We start from the raw sequence: 15,671 nt of genomic DNA on the forward strand, positions 1-15,671 counted from the left end.
GTCGTCGCCGCTCAGGGCGACGGAGGTGGGGCATCGCACGGGCCCGGCGCTTCCGCAGCGCCGGGGCAGGGTGTCAAGCAGCCTCCGAGGGGGCGTGCGGTCCCGCCGTGAGCGTCTTCCGGAGCGCCGCCCGCCACGCCAGGGCGACCGCCGTCTCGGCCAGGCCGAGCAGGACGAGCCACAGGCCGAGCAACCGCGTCAGGGCACGGGCGGACTCCATGGGCAGGGCGAGCACCACGACCCCCGCGACGATGCCCAGCACCGCGGCCCCCAGGACGACGCCGCGGTGCGGCAGGTCCTCGGCGACGATGGCCGTGTAGAGGGTGAGGATCCCGGACACCAGCCAGACCACGCCGGTGACCAGCGAGAGTACGGTGATCGTCTGCAGCGGCTCGCGCAGGCACAGCACTCCGGCCAGCACGTACACCACGGCAAGCAGGAGCCCCGAAAGCCGTTCGCCGTGCTCCTCCCGGCCGAAGACGGCCACGAATCGGAACGTCCCGTTCACCAGCAGGTACAACCCCACGAGGACGGCCAGGACATGCAGGGTCGCCTCCGGCCACACGAGGATCAAGACGCCCGGCACCAAGGTCGCGACGGCCGAGCCCATGAGCCAGGTCCATGAACGGCCCAGTCGTTCCAGCCCGTAGGCCGTGCCGGACGCCGGAGCGAGGACCGCCGTGTCGGACCGGTGTTCCTGCCCGGGGAGCGGTGTCGGACCACGCGACATGGTCATGGCTCCTCCTCGCGTGAAGCTGTCGCTTCGGGACCGCCTGCGGGGCGGTGTCCGAAGGGGTGTGACAGGGCGCCTGCGCAGCTCTGCCGGCTCCAGACTCCCGCCTGCCGCCGGGTGCCAGGGTCACCCGCCAAGGGTGATCTGCCGGTGAGCCGGAGAGCGCGGTGACGGCGCCGGTTCCTTGATACAGGCACTGACCATTGATCTGATGGGCGGTCAGTGCCCGTCCGGGATGGTGAAGTTGACCCAGATGGCAGACGAGCGGGCACACGGGCCGGTCACATCACTCCGGCACCGGCCGCATCTCCACGACACGCAGTCCCAGTGACTGGCAGCGAGCCAGCAGCCCGTACAAGTGCGCTTCGTCCACGACATGCCCGAACAGGACGGTCTGGCCGGCCATGACCACATGGCCCAGCTCCGGAAAGGCCTTCGCCAGCGTTTCCGACAGGTGTCCCTCGACGCGGATCTCGTAGCGCACGAGCTTGTCCTCCCACAGATGCCCGGGACAGGCGGACGGCGCCCTTGGTGCCAATCGTCCGCCTCCGTCCCGGCCCGGTCCTCACCCGAAGGAGGTGACCCGCCGGGCGACGGACGCGGGACTCAGTGCTTCAGCACGATCTTGAAGGCGACGATGAGCAGGCCGAGCAGCAGATTGACCGACGCGGTGACGGCCATGAGCCGGGGCGAGGCACCGGCACGGCGGGCCGCTGCCACCGACCAGCCGATCTGACCGGCCACGGCGACACACAGAGTCAGCCAGAGGGCGCCTCGGACATCCAGTCCCAGGAGCGGGCTGACCGCCACCGCGGCGGCCGGCGGGATCGCGGCTTTGACGATGGGCCACTCGTCACGGCACACCTGCAGAACGAGGCGGCGGTCCGGCACCCGTTGTGCCAGACGCGCCCCGAACAGCTGGGCGTGCACGTGCGCGACCCAGAACGCCACCCCGGTCAGCAGGAGCAGCACGACCAGCTCAGCCCGGGGGAAGGAACCGAGAGCACCGGCACCGGCCACCACGGAGGCCGCGAGCATGGAACCGTAGACACCACCCGTGTAGTCCGCGCCGGCCCGGCGTTCCGCGCGGCGCTTGCTGCGGGTGGAGGGGGCGGTTGTGGTCCTGGGCATGAACAGCTCCCCGCGGACTCAGCGGGAAGAGCCGGACGTCCCGGCCGCCGCCTCGGCAGCCCGCTCGCGCGGCCGGTTCTCCCGGGCGGTCGGCAGGTGCGGTGTGACCAGGAAACTGGCCAGGGCGATGCCGCCGGTGGCCAGGACCGCCGCCTTCAGACCTTGCAGCTGCGCGGACGCGTAGGAGTCCGCGACGGCGTCGACCTCGGACGGTGGCAGCCCTGCACGCTCGGCCGCCGAACGCACCTGATCGGTGGACACGAAGGTGATCCCGGCCTCCAGGGCGACGCCGACCTGCTCACGGGTCTCCTCCGACAGCCGCCCGTTGTCCTCCACCCGCGTGGTGAAAGCATGGGCCAGCGCGCCGATGAGCAGAGACCCGATGAGTGCGGTCCCCAGCGCGGAGCCCAGGTTCTGTGCCGTGAACTGCAGCCCTCCCGCCTCACTGCGTTCCTCCTCGCCGACCCCGGACTGCACGACGTTGCCCAGCTGCGAGGCGAGCAGGCCGACCCCCACGCCGAGCACGGCCATGGCACCCGCGAACTGCGCGTCGTCGATGGCCGGGTCGATCGTGGCCAGCAGCCACACGATGGCCGCAACCAGAGTGGTCAAGGCCACCCGGACCACCCGACGCGGCCCCACCACGCGCCCCAGCGAGGACGCGCACAAAGAGGTCACCAGCATGGTCGCGGACACCGGGAGCAGACGCAGGCCTGTCTCGAAGGCGTCGAACCCCTGCACCACCTGCAGATACAGCGGAATGGCGAAGAACAGTCCCAGCAGGATGAGGTTCTGGCTCAGCAGCGTCAGCAGTCCCGACCGCAGTACGGGTCGGCCCAGCAGCGACAGGTGCACGAGCGGATCGGCGCTCGCATGCTCCCGCCGACGCTCCCACCACCGGAAGACGGCCAGGACGGCGACCCCGGCGCCCACGACGAACAGGGTCGGGGCGAAGCCGAGGACGGTGAAGGGAGGGTTGCGCGGCTGCACCCATCCCCAGGTGCTGCTCTGCAGCACCCCGAGGACGCCCAGCCCGAGTCCGGCGGCGGACAGAAGCGCACCGATCCCGTCCAGCCGGGGGCGCGGCCCGCCCGGGACGGGCGTCGCGATCACCCGGCGGCACAGCAGCACCGCCAGGACGACCACGACCTCCCCGGCGAAGACCAGCCGCCACGTCAGATACGTCGTCACCCAGCCGCCCAGCAACGGGCCGACCGCGATCCCCGCACCGGCGAGCCCGCCGATGACCGCGTAGGCGGTGGCCCGGTCGCGTCCGCGGTAGGACTCCGCGACGAGGGCCGCCATGGCCGGCAGCACCATGGCAGCACCGAGCCCTTCGATGACGGACCAGCCCAGCATGAGGACCCACAGCGTGGGTGACACGGCCGTGATGGCGGACCCGACGCCGTAGACGACCATCCCGAGCAGGAACATGCGGCGGCGCCCCACGATGTCGCCGAGCCTGCCGCCGATGATCATGAAGGCGGCCATGACCAGTGCGTACAGGGTGATGACCGCCTGGATGGCGGTGACCTCCGTGTCGAAGTCCTCGACCAGCTGACTGATGGACACGTTCATCACGGACGTGTCCAGGACCATCAGGAACTGGGCCGCACCCAGGACGATCAGAGCCCGCCAGCGTTTCACGGTGTCCACCTCGCCGAGTCGGCCCGCTACGCCGTGGGGCGTGCCGGGACTGCGCCGGCGTACCCCTCGCCGACTGTTCTCATGGCACCCGAGGTGCAACCCGCGCGCCTCACCCAGGAGGGGGGAGTTCCGGGGGCCCCGCCCGGTCCGGGGGAGTGGGCTGCGGATGCCGCACAGCGCCGGCGCCTCAGAGCACCCGGAGGTCGCGTGCGCGGCGTACCGCTTCGCCTCGCCGGTTCACCGCCAGCTTCCGGTAGACGCTTTTCAGGTGGGTCTTCACCGTGTTCACCGACAGGCAGAGATCGGCGGCGATCTCCTCCGTCGACATCATCCGGGCCACCCGGTCCAGTACGTCGTGCTCGCGCGCGCTCAGCTCCACGGCGACGAGGGGTGCGGGCGGTGACTGCGGTCGGGTGCGCTCGCCGTGAGGCGCCGGGGAGGGCGTGAGCCAGCCCGCCGCCAGATCGTGCAGCGGAGCGGTGGCCAAGAGGGGACGGAGCCAGGCTCCGGCGTCCAGGAACGGCCGGCGAAGCCGCTCACGCCGGGCGTCGAGCAGCGCCTGTGCCACGAGCTTGCGGGCGGTGCCTCCGTCTCCCGTCGCGTCCGCCGCCCGGGCTCTCACCAGCGCTGCCCTCACCGTCACCGCCGGACCGGTGCGTCCCTCGGCCTGGACGCTGTCGAGCAGGTCGAAGGCTGCCGCGGGACGTCGTGCGGCGAGCTGGATCGCCGCGGCCTCCACGGCGCACACGGGCTGGTCACCGGAGACGACCCGGAGCACCGCTGCGGCTTCGTCCGGCCGGCCCTCGGCCAGATGGGCGGCCGAGGTGACGAGCGCTTCGTGGCTGGTCGCCCACGGGGACGACACGGCGGCGCGGACGGCCGGGTCCGCCGCCTCGACAGCGGCTCGCACCTTCCCCCTGGCCAGCAGCAGGCGGGCTGCGGCAAGTGCGTGTCCCGCCGCCATAACCGGATCACGCGTTCCGGAGTGCAGCCCGGCCGTCTCGTCGATGAGGGATTGTGCCCGGCCCAGTTCGTCGCGGTCGACCGCGACCGCGGCCAGGACCAGCCGTCCGATTCCGGAACCGGACGTCCGGGGCGCACCGGGACGGCCCGCCCCGGCCACCGCGGCCAGTGCCTTGCGCTCCGCCCGGCCGGGCCAGCCGTTCATGTAGTCGAGCAGGGCCAGGTGCCCCATCGCCTCCTCCCGGGGCAGCTCGGCGGCGGTTCCGCCGGGAGCTGAGACCACGCCGGTCAGGACGGCACGCGCGTCCTCGAAGCGCCCGGCCCACAGCAGCGTTGCGCCCACATGGGTCATCAGGAGGGCGGTGAGTTCCGGATGCCGGTCCAGGAGGTGAACCGGAACCTCCTGCCGTAGTCCCGCGGCCGATTCGGCGGCCTTCTCCGCCTCCGGGGGACAACCGGTCAGCCGGGCGGCCAGGGCCTCCAGCAGCGCGCAGCTCAGCCGCGCGGCCGCCGCGTCGTGGGCGTCGTCGGCGAGCTGCTCCTCGGCGTGACGCAGGCTGGCCAGGCCGTGATCGAGGTCGTGCCGAACCAGCTCCTGGGCGGCCCGTACGAGAAAGGTGGCCGGGCTCCTCGCTGCGGGCCCCATGTCGGAGAACAACCGAGCCAGGTCGTCCGAGTCCGGCCCGGTGAAGAGCAGTCCGATCGCGAGATCGTCCACCAGGGCACCGGCGGTGAGGTCCCAGTCACCCGCGGCGGCGCTGTGGGCGAGTGTCTCCGGCAGGAAGCCGTGACGATGCAGCCACTGTGCGGCCCGTCGGTGCAGTTCCGGTTCCAGCCCGGGCAGGCGAACGCGCAGATGTGCGCACAGTATCTCCCCGAACAGCGGATGGAGCTGGTACCACGAGTGCCCGAGACGCTCGACGAACGCGTTCTCGCGGTGCAGCCCGGCCAGGATGGGCTCGGCATCGACCCGGCCGGTCAGCGCGTTGGCCAGCTCGGGACAGAAACGCTTGAGGACGCTGACGCGCAGCAGGAGGTCCTGTGTCTCCTGCGTCTGCCTCTTGAGGACCTCGGCCAGCAGGAAGTCCGCGACCGTGCTGCGGTCCGCCTCGAACTCCTTCAGATAGTGCTCGGGGTCGGAGCTCTCCCGGGCGGCCAGGGCGGACAGGCTCAGACCGGCGGCCCAGCCCCGGGTGCGGTCGACCAGGGTCCGCGCTGCCTGGACCGGGAGGCTCAAACCGTGCAACTCCAGCAGCGCGGCGGCTTCTTCCGGGGTGAAGGCCAGTTCGGCGGATCGGATCTCCGTCAGGTCACCGGCCGCCCGGTAGCGATGCAACGGAAGCAGTGGTTCGTTGCGTGTGACGAGAACGAGGCGTAGACCGCGGCCGGCGTGATGCAGGACGAACTCCAACTGCTCGGCGACCTCCGCGTCGGTCACCCGGTCGTACTCGTCGAGCACGAGGACCACCGGCCGCTCCCGGTCACTCAGCTCACCGGCCAGTGTCGTCAGCAGTCTGTGGTCCACACCGGAGGCGTCCGCAGGTGTTCCGACCGCTTCGGACGCCGGTGCGCCACCGGCACGCAGGGCCTGCAGCACGTAGGCCCAGAAGACCCCGGGGCGCCGGTCGCCCACGTCGCAGGTGAGCCAGGCGACCGGGGGAGCAGGCCCGGAGGCCCAGTCCGCGGCCAGCAGGGTCTTGCCGGCTCCGGCGGGGCCGTTGAGCAGCGTCAACGGCGTCCTCAGAGCCTGGCCGAGGTGGTCGACGAGCCGCTGACGGCGCAGGAACGTCCGGGGCCTCGCGGGGAGCGCGAACCGCGTACGCAGAAACGGATCGCCCACGGGGTCGGTGTGCGACAGCGCCGGAACGAGGGGAACCGCCGGTCCTGGGACGCTCTCATCGACCACGGCGCTCATCACCCCTGTCGGTCAGGGCCACGTCACGGGCAGCGCTTCATCCTCAGCATCCCAGCCTTCCCGCTCAGGCGCACGACAGCCGCATCGACAGCCCGCTGACCTGCGCTTGCGGCGGCAGGTCAGCGGGATCGAGAGCGGCCCTCGGCGGAGTCGGCCGGAACCTCGTCAGCGGGGCGGGCGTGGAGCCGCCGCAGGACGGTAGGTGTCCTCACGCTCGCGCCACGAACCCTCCCCGGACGGGTCGAGGAGGTTGTCGCGCGGCACGACGCACAGGGCCCAGATGATGAAGCCCGAGAGAGCGATCATGACGACCGACCACACCGGGTACTGCGGCAGGGAGAGGAAGTTGGCGACGATGACGAGTCCGGCGATGGCCACGCCGAGGACGCGGGCCCACATCGCCGTCCTGAGCAGCCCCAGGCTGACGATCACGGCGAGGACGCCCAGTGCGAGGTGGACCCAGCCCCATCCGGTCAGGTCGAACTCGAACACGTAGTTGCGGGTCGTCACGAAGATGTCGTCCTCGGCGATGGCCATGATGCCCCGGAAGATGTCGAGCAGGCCGACCAGGAAGAGCATCACAGCCGCGAAGGCGGTCAGGCCGGTGGCCCATTCGTCCCTCGCCCTGCGTGACGGTTGAGTGTGTGCAGCGGTCATCTTGCGCCTCGTTTGCGATACTCAGGGGCCGGAAGGAGCAGGAGGACGCTCGCAACTCGGGCCCGCGCTCCGAACCGTTCGGGTCTCGGTCAGCGTGCCCACGGCACGGCACGGGCCGCCTCACCCGAGGCGGGTGAGTGTGCGGCCGTCGCCGTACCGTCGCCCCTCGTTGTCTACGCCTCGTTACGAATCGCCACCGGGCGCTGCCACCATGCGGAGGTCGCGTCGCGCAGAGTGTTGGTGCCGCAGTGCACCTCACCCATTCCGAGGTGGTAGGTGTACCAGTCGTCGATGTACGACACCTTCAGACCCACCCGCTGGTAGGCGGCGGTGACGGCCTGCGTGAAGATGTCCTTGCCGTCGATGACAGGACCCCACTGGCGCGGGGCGAGGTAACGGTCGCGCGTCAGGAGCAGGCCGTTGACCGCCCCGGGAACGTACGCGCTGGTCGTCACCGTCGCCTCGGCCCCGGCACGCGAGGCGGCCGGATTCGCGGCGAGCCACTTCTGCTGGCCGTGGTCCCCGAGGCTGTTCACGAGGTCGGAGCCGGCGCCCATGCGCGTCAGGCGCGGTACCGGGATCTCCTGGCCATCGGCGGTCAGGGCCTGCGAGTCACGGGTGTACAGCGCGGGCACCCGCACGATCTCCGCGTCCGTGACTCCCGTCTCGCGCTTGAGGATCTCAAGGTTCGCCGCGATGCGCCGCGCCGCCATCTCGTTGTCGGCCACCAGGTGACGGGAGGCGAGCGCCTGGTCGATCGTCTCCTTGGGCGCCGGACTGTCACCGCGGCCGGGGACGGAGAACATCTTCGTCCTGCCGTGGCCGTCGCGCTTGGCGTCCCGCAACAGCTTCAGTCCCGCCTGCGGGTCCGCGACGCCGATACGCCACCCGCGGGCCGTGTCGGCGGGCAGGAACTGCACGAACTCGTCGACGTGCCCCACGGCAAGCCACGAGGTGTCCAGCAGCAGCGGTTCCTGCAGCCCCTGGGACGTGAGCAGCGTCCGCATCGCCTTCGACGGACGCGCCCCGCTGTCCTTGCGTTCGCCCATGATGATCCGCCCCGCCGGGAAGGAGCGTCCGCCGTGCGCGTAGGGCGGGACGGTCTCCAGGTTCCCCATGGAGTTGAGCGACCAGTCGTCCGGCTCCGCCCGGTCGGTCACCTGCACGACACCGACGTCCCGGCCGCGCATCCTCTCGAAGAGCTCCCGGCCCGCGTCCCGGTCCGGCTGGGCGGAACGCAGCATCACACGCATCACCTGCCGCTGACCACCCGGCCCGGTCATGCTGACGTAGGCGGGTTCGACGAAGTCCTGCGCCCAGCGGTCGGCGTACTTCGTGAAGGTGACCAGCGGCGTGGCGATGCCCGCCTTCTCGACCTCCTTCTCGAGGGCCGTGACGAACGTCCGCTGCAGTCGGCTGTCCGGGCCCTCGCCCTGCACCTCGGACACCATCACCTGCCGGGTGTCCTGGAGGTGATGCTGTGTCAGCAGCGGCGCGACGCGCAGCGTCACGGCGTCGGAGGTGGACTCCTGCCCGGAGGTCACCGTCAGCCGGACCACCGCACGGCCGTCCCACGTCGCACTGTCCCGGACGACATCGGTGGCCTCGACACCGAACTCCGCACCGGAGCGCAACTCGGCGGCCGTCAGCCGGGTCCCGGATGTCACGAGGACCCACTTCCCGGCACGCTTGAGGAAGAGGCGCGCGTGCTCGCCACCGGTGGCGAGCTTCAGGCTGCCGGTCGCGCCGGCGGGCAGGTCGGGCAGGGGCACGGAACGGATCCGGGCGAGGTCGGCGGCGTCCTCGGTGCCGTTGACCTTCGTGTCGGAGCCGTCGTTGCACGCGGCCAGCTGGGCGTCGGACAGCGGCTGGCCACCGGGCCCGGACACCGGACACCGCTTGGCGTCGTCATCGATGTTGGGCAGGTACACAGCCCCACGCTCGACGGACCAGCCGTCCTCACCCTTGGTGTCGCTGCCGGTGGTGACATCGACCCGCCCGTCGCGGTTCACGTCCGCCCGCAGGTCGGCGCGCCCGCCGGCCCCGGCGGCGAAGGCGGAGCCGGCCGGCCCCGCCAGCACCGATCCCGCGGCGGCCATGGCCAGGACCACCGACCCGGCAGGGTACAGGCGCGAACGCATACGTCTACGTGAACGCACAGCAGGTTCCTCTCGGTCAGGGGCTTCGCCCTGCAAGAGGAAGGACAGGGGCTGTGCGTTCACTGTGCGACGAGGGTTGCTTCACACGAAGCTGCCGACAGGGCTGTGCGCGCGGGTGGTTCAGGCGATGGACGCCGAAACGAGTGCCGAGACGGCGAGGTTGCAGGATGCCGTCACCCAGACCGCGGGGTGCGGCTCCGCCTCGACCAGCGTCGCACCCAGACGTCCCGGCGTGACCAGGTCCACCACCAGGAACGCCACCGCCATCATGACCAGCCCCAGCACCCCGAACGCCGCCGTCGAGACCAGCCCCTTGCCGAAGTCCTCGTACGTCGTCCAGATGGACGTGAACACGATGCCACCGATACCGAGCAGTGCGGAGCTGAGGACGGTGGCGGCGTTGCGATTGCGCTCTTCCCAGATCTGCCGGCCGAGCTTTCCAGGCGTCAGCACGTCGACCAGGACGATGCCGAGGAGCAACAGAACCAGTCCCAGACCGCCGTATGCAGTGGCCCGGCCGAGTCCGTTGACGATGTCGCTCATGGGGGTGCCAACTCCGAAGCGTAGAGATCATGAGTGATCGCGGTCAAGGAGAGGCAAAATGTAGCGCACACGTGCCGCCCGGTTAACGGCGCCCGGACCTCCGGGAGATCACCGGCGTGAGGAGCCTCGTCCGGGTCCGGCCCCGGAATCGGTACGGCCCCCGCCCCGCCCACCCCGCCGACTCGTCCGGGCAGGTCATCAGGCACCGTAGGGTCGCAGTGGCCAGGTGGTTCGCCACCGGCCACTGCGGATGAAGTGCCCTCCACCTGAACGGGAAGGAACCGACAGGACATGCGCGTCAACGCGGCCCACGGCCCGGGGGAGGCGTTCCGATGAGCGGAACCGAGGAACGGGAACCCGTCCTCTTCCACACCAGCGGGCGCGCCGCCCACATCACGCTCAACCGGCCTCGGGCCCTCAACGCACTCACGCACAGCATGGTCCGCCGCATCGACGAGGCGCTCCTCGCGTGGGAGCGGGACCCCGCCGTGGAGACCGTCGTCATCACCGGCGCGGGGGAGCGAGGCCTGTGTGCCGGCGGTGACATCCGTGCCATCCACGACGACGCCCGCGACGGCGACGGCACCGCCTCGGCCGCGTTCTGGCGCGACGAGTACCGCCTCAACGCCCGCATCGCCCGCTACCCCAAGCCGTACGTCGCCGTGATGGACGGCATCGTGATGGGCGGCGGCGTCGGCGTCTCGGCGCACGGCAGCGTCCGTGTCGTCACGGAGCGGTCCCGGGTCGCCATGCCGGAGACAGGCATCGGTTTCGTGCCGGACGTGGGCGGCACCCACCTGCTCGCCGCCGCCCCCGGGGAGTTGGGCACTCATCTGGCCCTGACAGGGGCTCAGGTCGGCGCCGCCGACGCCATGCTGTGCGGACTCGCCGACCACTTCGTGCCGACGGCCTCGCTGCGGGACTTCCTCGACGCCCTGGCCGAGCTGCCCGCAGGGGAGGCCCTGGCCGGCTGTGCGCGCACACCCCCGCTGGGCGTCCTGGCCGCCCAGCGTCACTGGATCGACGCCGGCTACTCCGGCGACACCGTCGAGGAGATCGTGCGTCGCCTGCTCGCGCACGGTGACTTGGCCGCCAAGGAGGCCGCGGAGACCTTGCTCGCCAAGTCGCCGACCGCCCTCAAGGTCACTCTCGCTTCTCTGCGCCGCGCCCGGAAGCTCGGCCCGCTGGAGCAGGTCCTGAACCAGGAGTACCGCGTGTCCTGCGCCGCCCTGGACACGCCCGACCTGGTGGAGGGAATCCGAGCCCAGGTCGTCGACAAGGACCGCAGGCCGCGCTGGTCGCCGAAGACCCTGGCCGAGGTCACCGATGCCCACGTCGAGCGCTTCTTCACCCCGCTCGGCGAGCGCGAACTAGGTCTGTCGCCGGGCCTTCGCTGAGGGTACGCACAGGTCTGACTCGGGGGAAAGCGGCATCAGATCGCCCTCCAGGAGGCAGTCAGAAGCCGTGCGATGGGGCGTCGGGGGCGGGAGAGACATCCATCTCCCTCTTGCGGCCTCCGGCACCCCATCGCCTTCACGGATTGTCAGAGCATCAGCAGCAGCCGCGTGTTGGCCACGAGCCTCCGGTTGACGCTCGTGCTCTGCACGAAGATCGTGAAGTGGTCGTTGTGGTCGGGCTTGACGCGCACTTCCGTGTTGGGCAGCCCGAGCAGGGCGCGGGCCTGCGGTCCCGTGTACACGCGGTCCGTCTTCTTTTCCAGCACCGCTATCTGCTTACGCGCCTGGATCTTCTCCGACTTGCTCAGCTCGTAGTACGCGCCACCGGTGGTGTAGGTGTGCCCGCACTCGATGACCCACTCCCGGATCGCCGCGTCGCGGGCAACCGGGATCAGCTGGTACTTCGACGGATCGGCCGGGGTGAGGCCGGCTGCCTTGATGGTGTCTTCGTTGACCGCGTCCGCGCCCGTGGAGAACACCGCACGCGACCCCCGGATGCCCTGGGTGCGGCCCATCATGAAGTTCTCGGTCGCCTGCCGGATGACCAGCCCGGCCTCCTCGAGGCCCTGTGTGCTGGTGGCGTCCCATATGGCGATGTTGTCCTTCGGGAAGCCGCACTGCATCGCCTCGCGCTTGCCCATCTGGTCGGGCACCAACACCGCCAGCGTCCAGTTGTCCTGCTGGGTCCGGATCATCTCCGCCACGGCCTGCACCAGTTGACGTGGATCCCTGGCGGGGGCGTCCGGACAGCGGTGGCTCGCGTTCTCCTGTCCGTCGGTCAGGACGAACGTCAGGAAGCTGTGGTCTCCGTACAGTTGGGCCGTCTGCGCCAGCTCGCTCTGCGACTTCAGCGCGGCTGCCAGGAGGGCCGTCATCCCACCGGTCCGGTACAGCTGCTTCAGCGACGGCATGCGCAGCACGTCCTTGTCATAGATGACGCACTCGACCTTGTCGGCGAAGACGTACACCGTGACGCGGGTTTCCTGGTCCAGTTCCCTCGAGCGGCGGGCGAGATAGGCGATCTGCTGGTCGGCGACTTCGACGACCTTGCGGCTCAGATGCGACATCGACGAGCTGGCATCCAGCACTAGAGCAACGTGGTTGATGTAGTTCTGGCTTTCGGACATCACAGCTCCCCCTCGTTCCGGCTTGGTGTTCCCACCTTCTCACCCACCACTGACAATCGATCTTGGAAGAAGACGCGGTCGGACGAGCGCCGACGGGGTGAGGAGTGAGGTCCGAATCTCGGGGTAAGCGTTTGCCGCTGGACGGGAAGGGCTGCGACACCTGGGGAGGTCGGAGCGGCCCTTCCCTTCACCCTGTCCACCGCCGATCTGCGGCGTCGGCCGGCGACGGCCTGCGGCCGGTGCGAGCACGTCTCGGAGTTCCTCCCAAACGGCGTCACCTCTGGTCCTCGCGGCTGTCTCCTGCCGCCCCCGCCACCATTCCGGCACCGCGCTGTGGGCCTCGCAGTCGTGGACGGGGCACCGGCACGGTTCGTTCGCGGGAGCGCGGCGGAGCCGGCGATGGTGACCGTGTCCTGGCCGGGGTGCGCGCGACGGCTGTGGTTTCTTGGGGGGCATGATCAGCGGTGTTCGTGCCCTTGTTCTGCCGGTTTCGCAACGCCGCTCGCTGGATGAGTTGGCGCAGGACCTGGATCTGTCGTCCGGGGACACCCGGTCCAAACGTTCGGCGTTCTGGACCATGCTGACGCTGTCGTCGGTCATCGCGGCCTGCGGAGTCCTGACGGACTCGACGGCGACCGTGATCGGGGCGATGATCATCGCGCCTCTGTCGACACCGATCATGGGCATCGCCCTAGGCTCGGTGCGGCGCCGACGCACCGGCGGTCTCGGCCTGGTCCTGTTCGCGTGCCTGCTGGCCATCGCCGTCGGCACGGTGTTCTCGCAGGTGCTTCCAGGTGACTACGACCTGCTCTCCAACAGCCAGATCTCCTCGCGGACGTCGCCGGGGCTGATGGACCTGGTCGCCGCCCTGGCCACAGGCCTCGCCGGCGCGGTCGCACTCGCCCGGCGGGACGTCGCCGCCGTGCTGCCCGGGGTCGCGATCGCCATCTCGCTCGTACCGCCCCTGGTGGTGTCGGGAGTGTGCCTGGGACGGCTGGAGGGATGGCTGGCGCTCGGCGCCCTGGTGCTGTTCGTGTCCAACTTCTTCGCCCTGGTCTTCGGCGGCATGGTGATCTTCGCGAGCCTCGGCTCCGACGGAGCAGCCGGGAAGGCCGGCGGCGGCCCCGCGCGCCGGGCGTACGCGGCCATGGCCTTGCTCTTCGCCGCCGTGTTCATCCCCCTGGCCGCCAACACCGCGCTCACGCTTCTGCTCGAGATCTGGACGGGACGTACGAAGACGGCGGCGCAGCAGTGGCTCGCGGACCAGCCGGACGCATCCGTCACCAGCGTCGACGCCGTCTCGCGGACGATGCACATCCACGTCCGCCTTCCCGGTGACCTTCCCCCGGTGCAGCCGCTGCTCGACCGGCTTCGGGGACAGATCCCCGATGGCGTGCCCATCGTCGTGGACGAGTCCCGCGGGCGGCGTGTCGATGCCGGACGAGTCGGCGACTGAACCGTCCCCCCGCAGTGCGATCTTCCCCGCTCTCCCGGAGGGCCGTGCCGCGAAGCACGCGGGTGAAGCCTGAGCCGCTGTCACCTCCCCGGGGCATGCATGAGGATCGCCGCCGCAACCGGCTGGGCCGGCGGCATCGACGCACTGGAGGCGAGAGTGATGAAAGAACGAGCCGGACAGGCGGGTCCCCACACCATCGACGTCCCGGTCCTCATCGTGGGCGGCTCCCTGGTCGGCCTGGCGACCTCGTTGTTCCTGGGACGGCTGGGCGTACCGCACCTGCTGGTGGAGCGCCACGCGGGCACCTCCATCCACCCGCGAGGCCGGGGCAACAACGTCCGCACCATGGAACTGTTCCGGGTGGCGGGTGTGGAGAAGGCGATCCAGGAGGCGGCCGCCACCCTGTCCGTCAATCACGGCATCCTGCAAGCGCCCACCCTGGTGGGCGACGCGGGCGAGTGGTTGTTCAAGGACATCGACCCGGGCGGCGGCCTGGCCCGCTTCAGCCCCAGCGCCTGGTGCCTGTGCAGCCAGAACGACCTCGAGCCGGTCCTGCTCGACCACGCCCGCCGGCACGGCGGCGACCTGCGCTTCTCCACCGAACTGATGTCGTTCGACAGCGACCCCACCGGTGTGACCGCCGTGGTCAAGAGCCGTGAGACGGGTGAGCACACCACCATCCGCGCGGACTATCTCGTCGCCGCGGACGGCCCCCGCAGTCCCGTGCGCGAGCAGCTCGGCATCGCTCAGAGCGGACCCGGCGACCTGTTCCACAACGTCAGCGTCACCTTCCGCTCCCACCGCCTCGCCGACGTCGTGGGCGACCGTCACTTCATCGTCTGCTACCTGACGAACCCGGAGGCCGACGGCGCCCTGCTGCCGGTCGACAACCGCGAGAACTGGGTCTTCCACGCCCCCTGGCACCCCGAGCACGGGCAGTCCCTGGACGAGTTCACGGACGAGTGGTGCGCCGAGCACATCCGCCGGGCGGTCGGCGTTCCCGACCTCGATGTGGAGATCACCGGCAAGGCGCCCTGGCACGCCGCCCAGAGGGTCGCCCGCAGCTACCGGTCGGGGCGTGTGTTCCTCGCCGGTGACTCGGCTCATGAGATGTCCCCCACCGGGGCCTTCGGGTCCAACACCGGAATCCAGGACGCGCACAACCTCGCCTGGAAGCTGGCCGCCGTACTGGACGGCTGGGCCGGGGAGGAACTGCTCGACACCTACGACACCGAGCGCCGTCCCGTGGCCGAGGCCACCAGCGCGCGGGCCGCGGCCCGGTCGGCCGAGCACAGCCACCCGGGATTCGCCGCCCCGCCCGGAGCGGGCGGTGGTGGCCCACGGCAGGGCATCCTCAACGTGGCCCTCGGCTACCGCTACCCGCAGGGCGCCGTCGTCGGTGCCGACCCCGCCGCCCCGGTGGTGCCGGAAAGCCTCGACCTGACCGGCGGACCCGGCAGCAGGGCGCCGCACCTGTGGGTGCGCCGCGGGGACGAACGGATCTCGACGCTCGACCTCTACGAGCGGTCCCTCGTCCTGCTCAGTGACGCCGCGGAGCCGAACGAGTGGCACGCGGCCGCCGTGCGCCTCGCCGACGAACTGTCCCTCCCCCTCAGGTCGTACCGGGTGGGCACCGGAGATCGGGCCGACCTGGTGCCCGAGGACGCCACCGACTGGGCGGAGCGCCACGGCACGGGGCCCGGGGGCGCCGTGCTCGTCCGGCCCGACGGCTTCGTCCTGTGGCGGTCACCGGGCCCGCAGGCGGAGGCCGAGGCGGTGCTGCGCGAGGTCCTGCGGACCGGACTGGCAGTCGTCCGAGCCCCGCGGGCTCCCCTCGCGTGAGGCGTTCCGCGCGAGCCCTGCCCGCGGCGGCGGCATCGGCC

Annotated in this window: 12 protein-coding genes; 3 read left to right on the forward strand and 9 right to left on the reverse strand. The window is 70.9% G+C overall.

Annotated features, from left to right (window positions below; all coding sequences use genetic code 11):
* Positions 1-73 precede the first annotated feature (73 nt).
* The 8 genes from ABT116_RS18800 to ABT116_RS18835 form a co-directional block, all read right to left on the reverse strand.
* Positions 74-736: an HdeD family acid-resistance protein gene (locus ABT116_RS18800; protein WP_351634574.1), complete on the reverse strand. Its 663-nt coding sequence runs from the start codon at positions 734-736 to the stop codon at positions 74-76.
* A gap of 283 nt (positions 737-1,019) precedes the next feature.
* Entirely contained in the window at positions 1,020-1,217 is a 198-nt protein-coding gene (locus ABT116_RS18805) for a DUF8691 family protein (RefSeq protein ID WP_053669428.1), read from the reverse strand.
* 122 nt (positions 1,218-1,339) lie between these two features.
* Positions 1,340-1,864, reverse strand: a complete 525-nt coding sequence (locus ABT116_RS18810; protein ID WP_351634579.1) for a hypothetical protein — start codon at positions 1,862-1,864, stop codon at positions 1,340-1,342.
* Positions 1,865-1,882: 18 nt separating this feature from the next.
* Positions 1,883-3,511 carry an MFS transporter gene (locus tag ABT116_RS18815; RefSeq protein ID WP_502983893.1) on the reverse strand — a complete coding sequence of 543 codons (1,629 nt, stop codon included), beginning with the start codon at positions 3,509-3,511 and terminating at the stop codon, positions 1,883-1,885.
* Between the two features lie 187 nt (positions 3,512-3,698).
* Positions 3,699-6,389 (reverse strand): winged helix-turn-helix domain-containing protein, encoded by a 2,691-nt coding sequence (locus ABT116_RS18820; protein ID WP_351634589.1) that lies wholly within the window; start codon positions 6,387-6,389, stop codon positions 3,699-3,701.
* A 165-nt stretch (positions 6,390-6,554) separates the two neighbouring features.
* Positions 6,555-7,046, reverse strand: a complete 492-nt coding sequence (locus ABT116_RS18825; protein WP_351634594.1) for a DUF7144 family membrane protein — start codon at positions 7,044-7,046, stop codon at positions 6,555-6,557.
* A 173-nt stretch (positions 7,047-7,219) separates the two neighbouring features.
* On the reverse strand, positions 7,220-9,187 hold the full coding sequence (locus tag ABT116_RS18830) for a protein-arginine deiminase domain-containing protein (protein WP_351634599.1): 1,968 nt from the start codon (positions 9,185-9,187) through the stop codon (positions 7,220-7,222).
* Between the two features lie 138 nt (positions 9,188-9,325).
* A complete protein-coding gene (locus ABT116_RS18835; protein WP_351634604.1) occupies positions 9,326-9,748 on the reverse strand; it encodes a DUF350 domain-containing protein in 423 nt (140 codons plus the stop codon).
* Between the two features lie 332 nt (positions 9,749-10,080).
* On the opposite strand from ABT116_RS18835, the gene ABT116_RS18840 reads away from it, so the two are divergent.
* A complete protein-coding gene (locus ABT116_RS18840) occupies positions 10,081-11,145 on the forward strand; it encodes an enoyl-CoA hydratase/isomerase family protein (RefSeq protein ID WP_351634608.1) in 1,065 nt (354 codons plus the stop codon).
* Between the two features lie 146 nt (positions 11,146-11,291).
* Here the strand turns inward: ABT116_RS18840 and ABT116_RS18845 are convergent, their stop codons facing one another.
* Positions 11,292-12,332 carry a vWA domain-containing protein gene (locus ABT116_RS18845; protein WP_351634612.1) on the reverse strand — a complete coding sequence of 347 codons (1,041 nt, stop codon included), beginning with the start codon at positions 12,330-12,332 and terminating at the stop codon, positions 11,292-11,294.
* Positions 12,333-12,786: 454 nt separating this feature from the next.
* Here ABT116_RS18845 and ABT116_RS18850 point away from each other — a divergent pair, with 454 nt between their 5' ends.
* Both ABT116_RS18850 and ABT116_RS18855 read left to right on the forward strand, forming a co-directional pair.
* Positions 12,787-13,788, forward strand: a complete 1,002-nt coding sequence (locus ABT116_RS18850; protein WP_351634616.1) for a DUF389 domain-containing protein — start codon at positions 12,787-12,789, stop codon at positions 13,786-13,788.
* A 159-nt stretch (positions 13,789-13,947) separates the two neighbouring features.
* Positions 13,948-15,630, forward strand: a complete 1,683-nt coding sequence (locus ABT116_RS18855; RefSeq protein ID WP_351634634.1) for an FAD-dependent oxidoreductase — start codon at positions 13,948-13,950, stop codon at positions 15,628-15,630.
* The last annotated feature ends 41 nt before the right edge of the window (positions 15,631-15,671 follow it).

The sequence above is a fragment of the Streptomyces sp. NPDC002130 genome, from assembly GCF_040296465.1.
GTDB lineage: Bacteria > Actinomycetota > Actinomycetes > Streptomycetales > Streptomycetaceae > Streptomyces.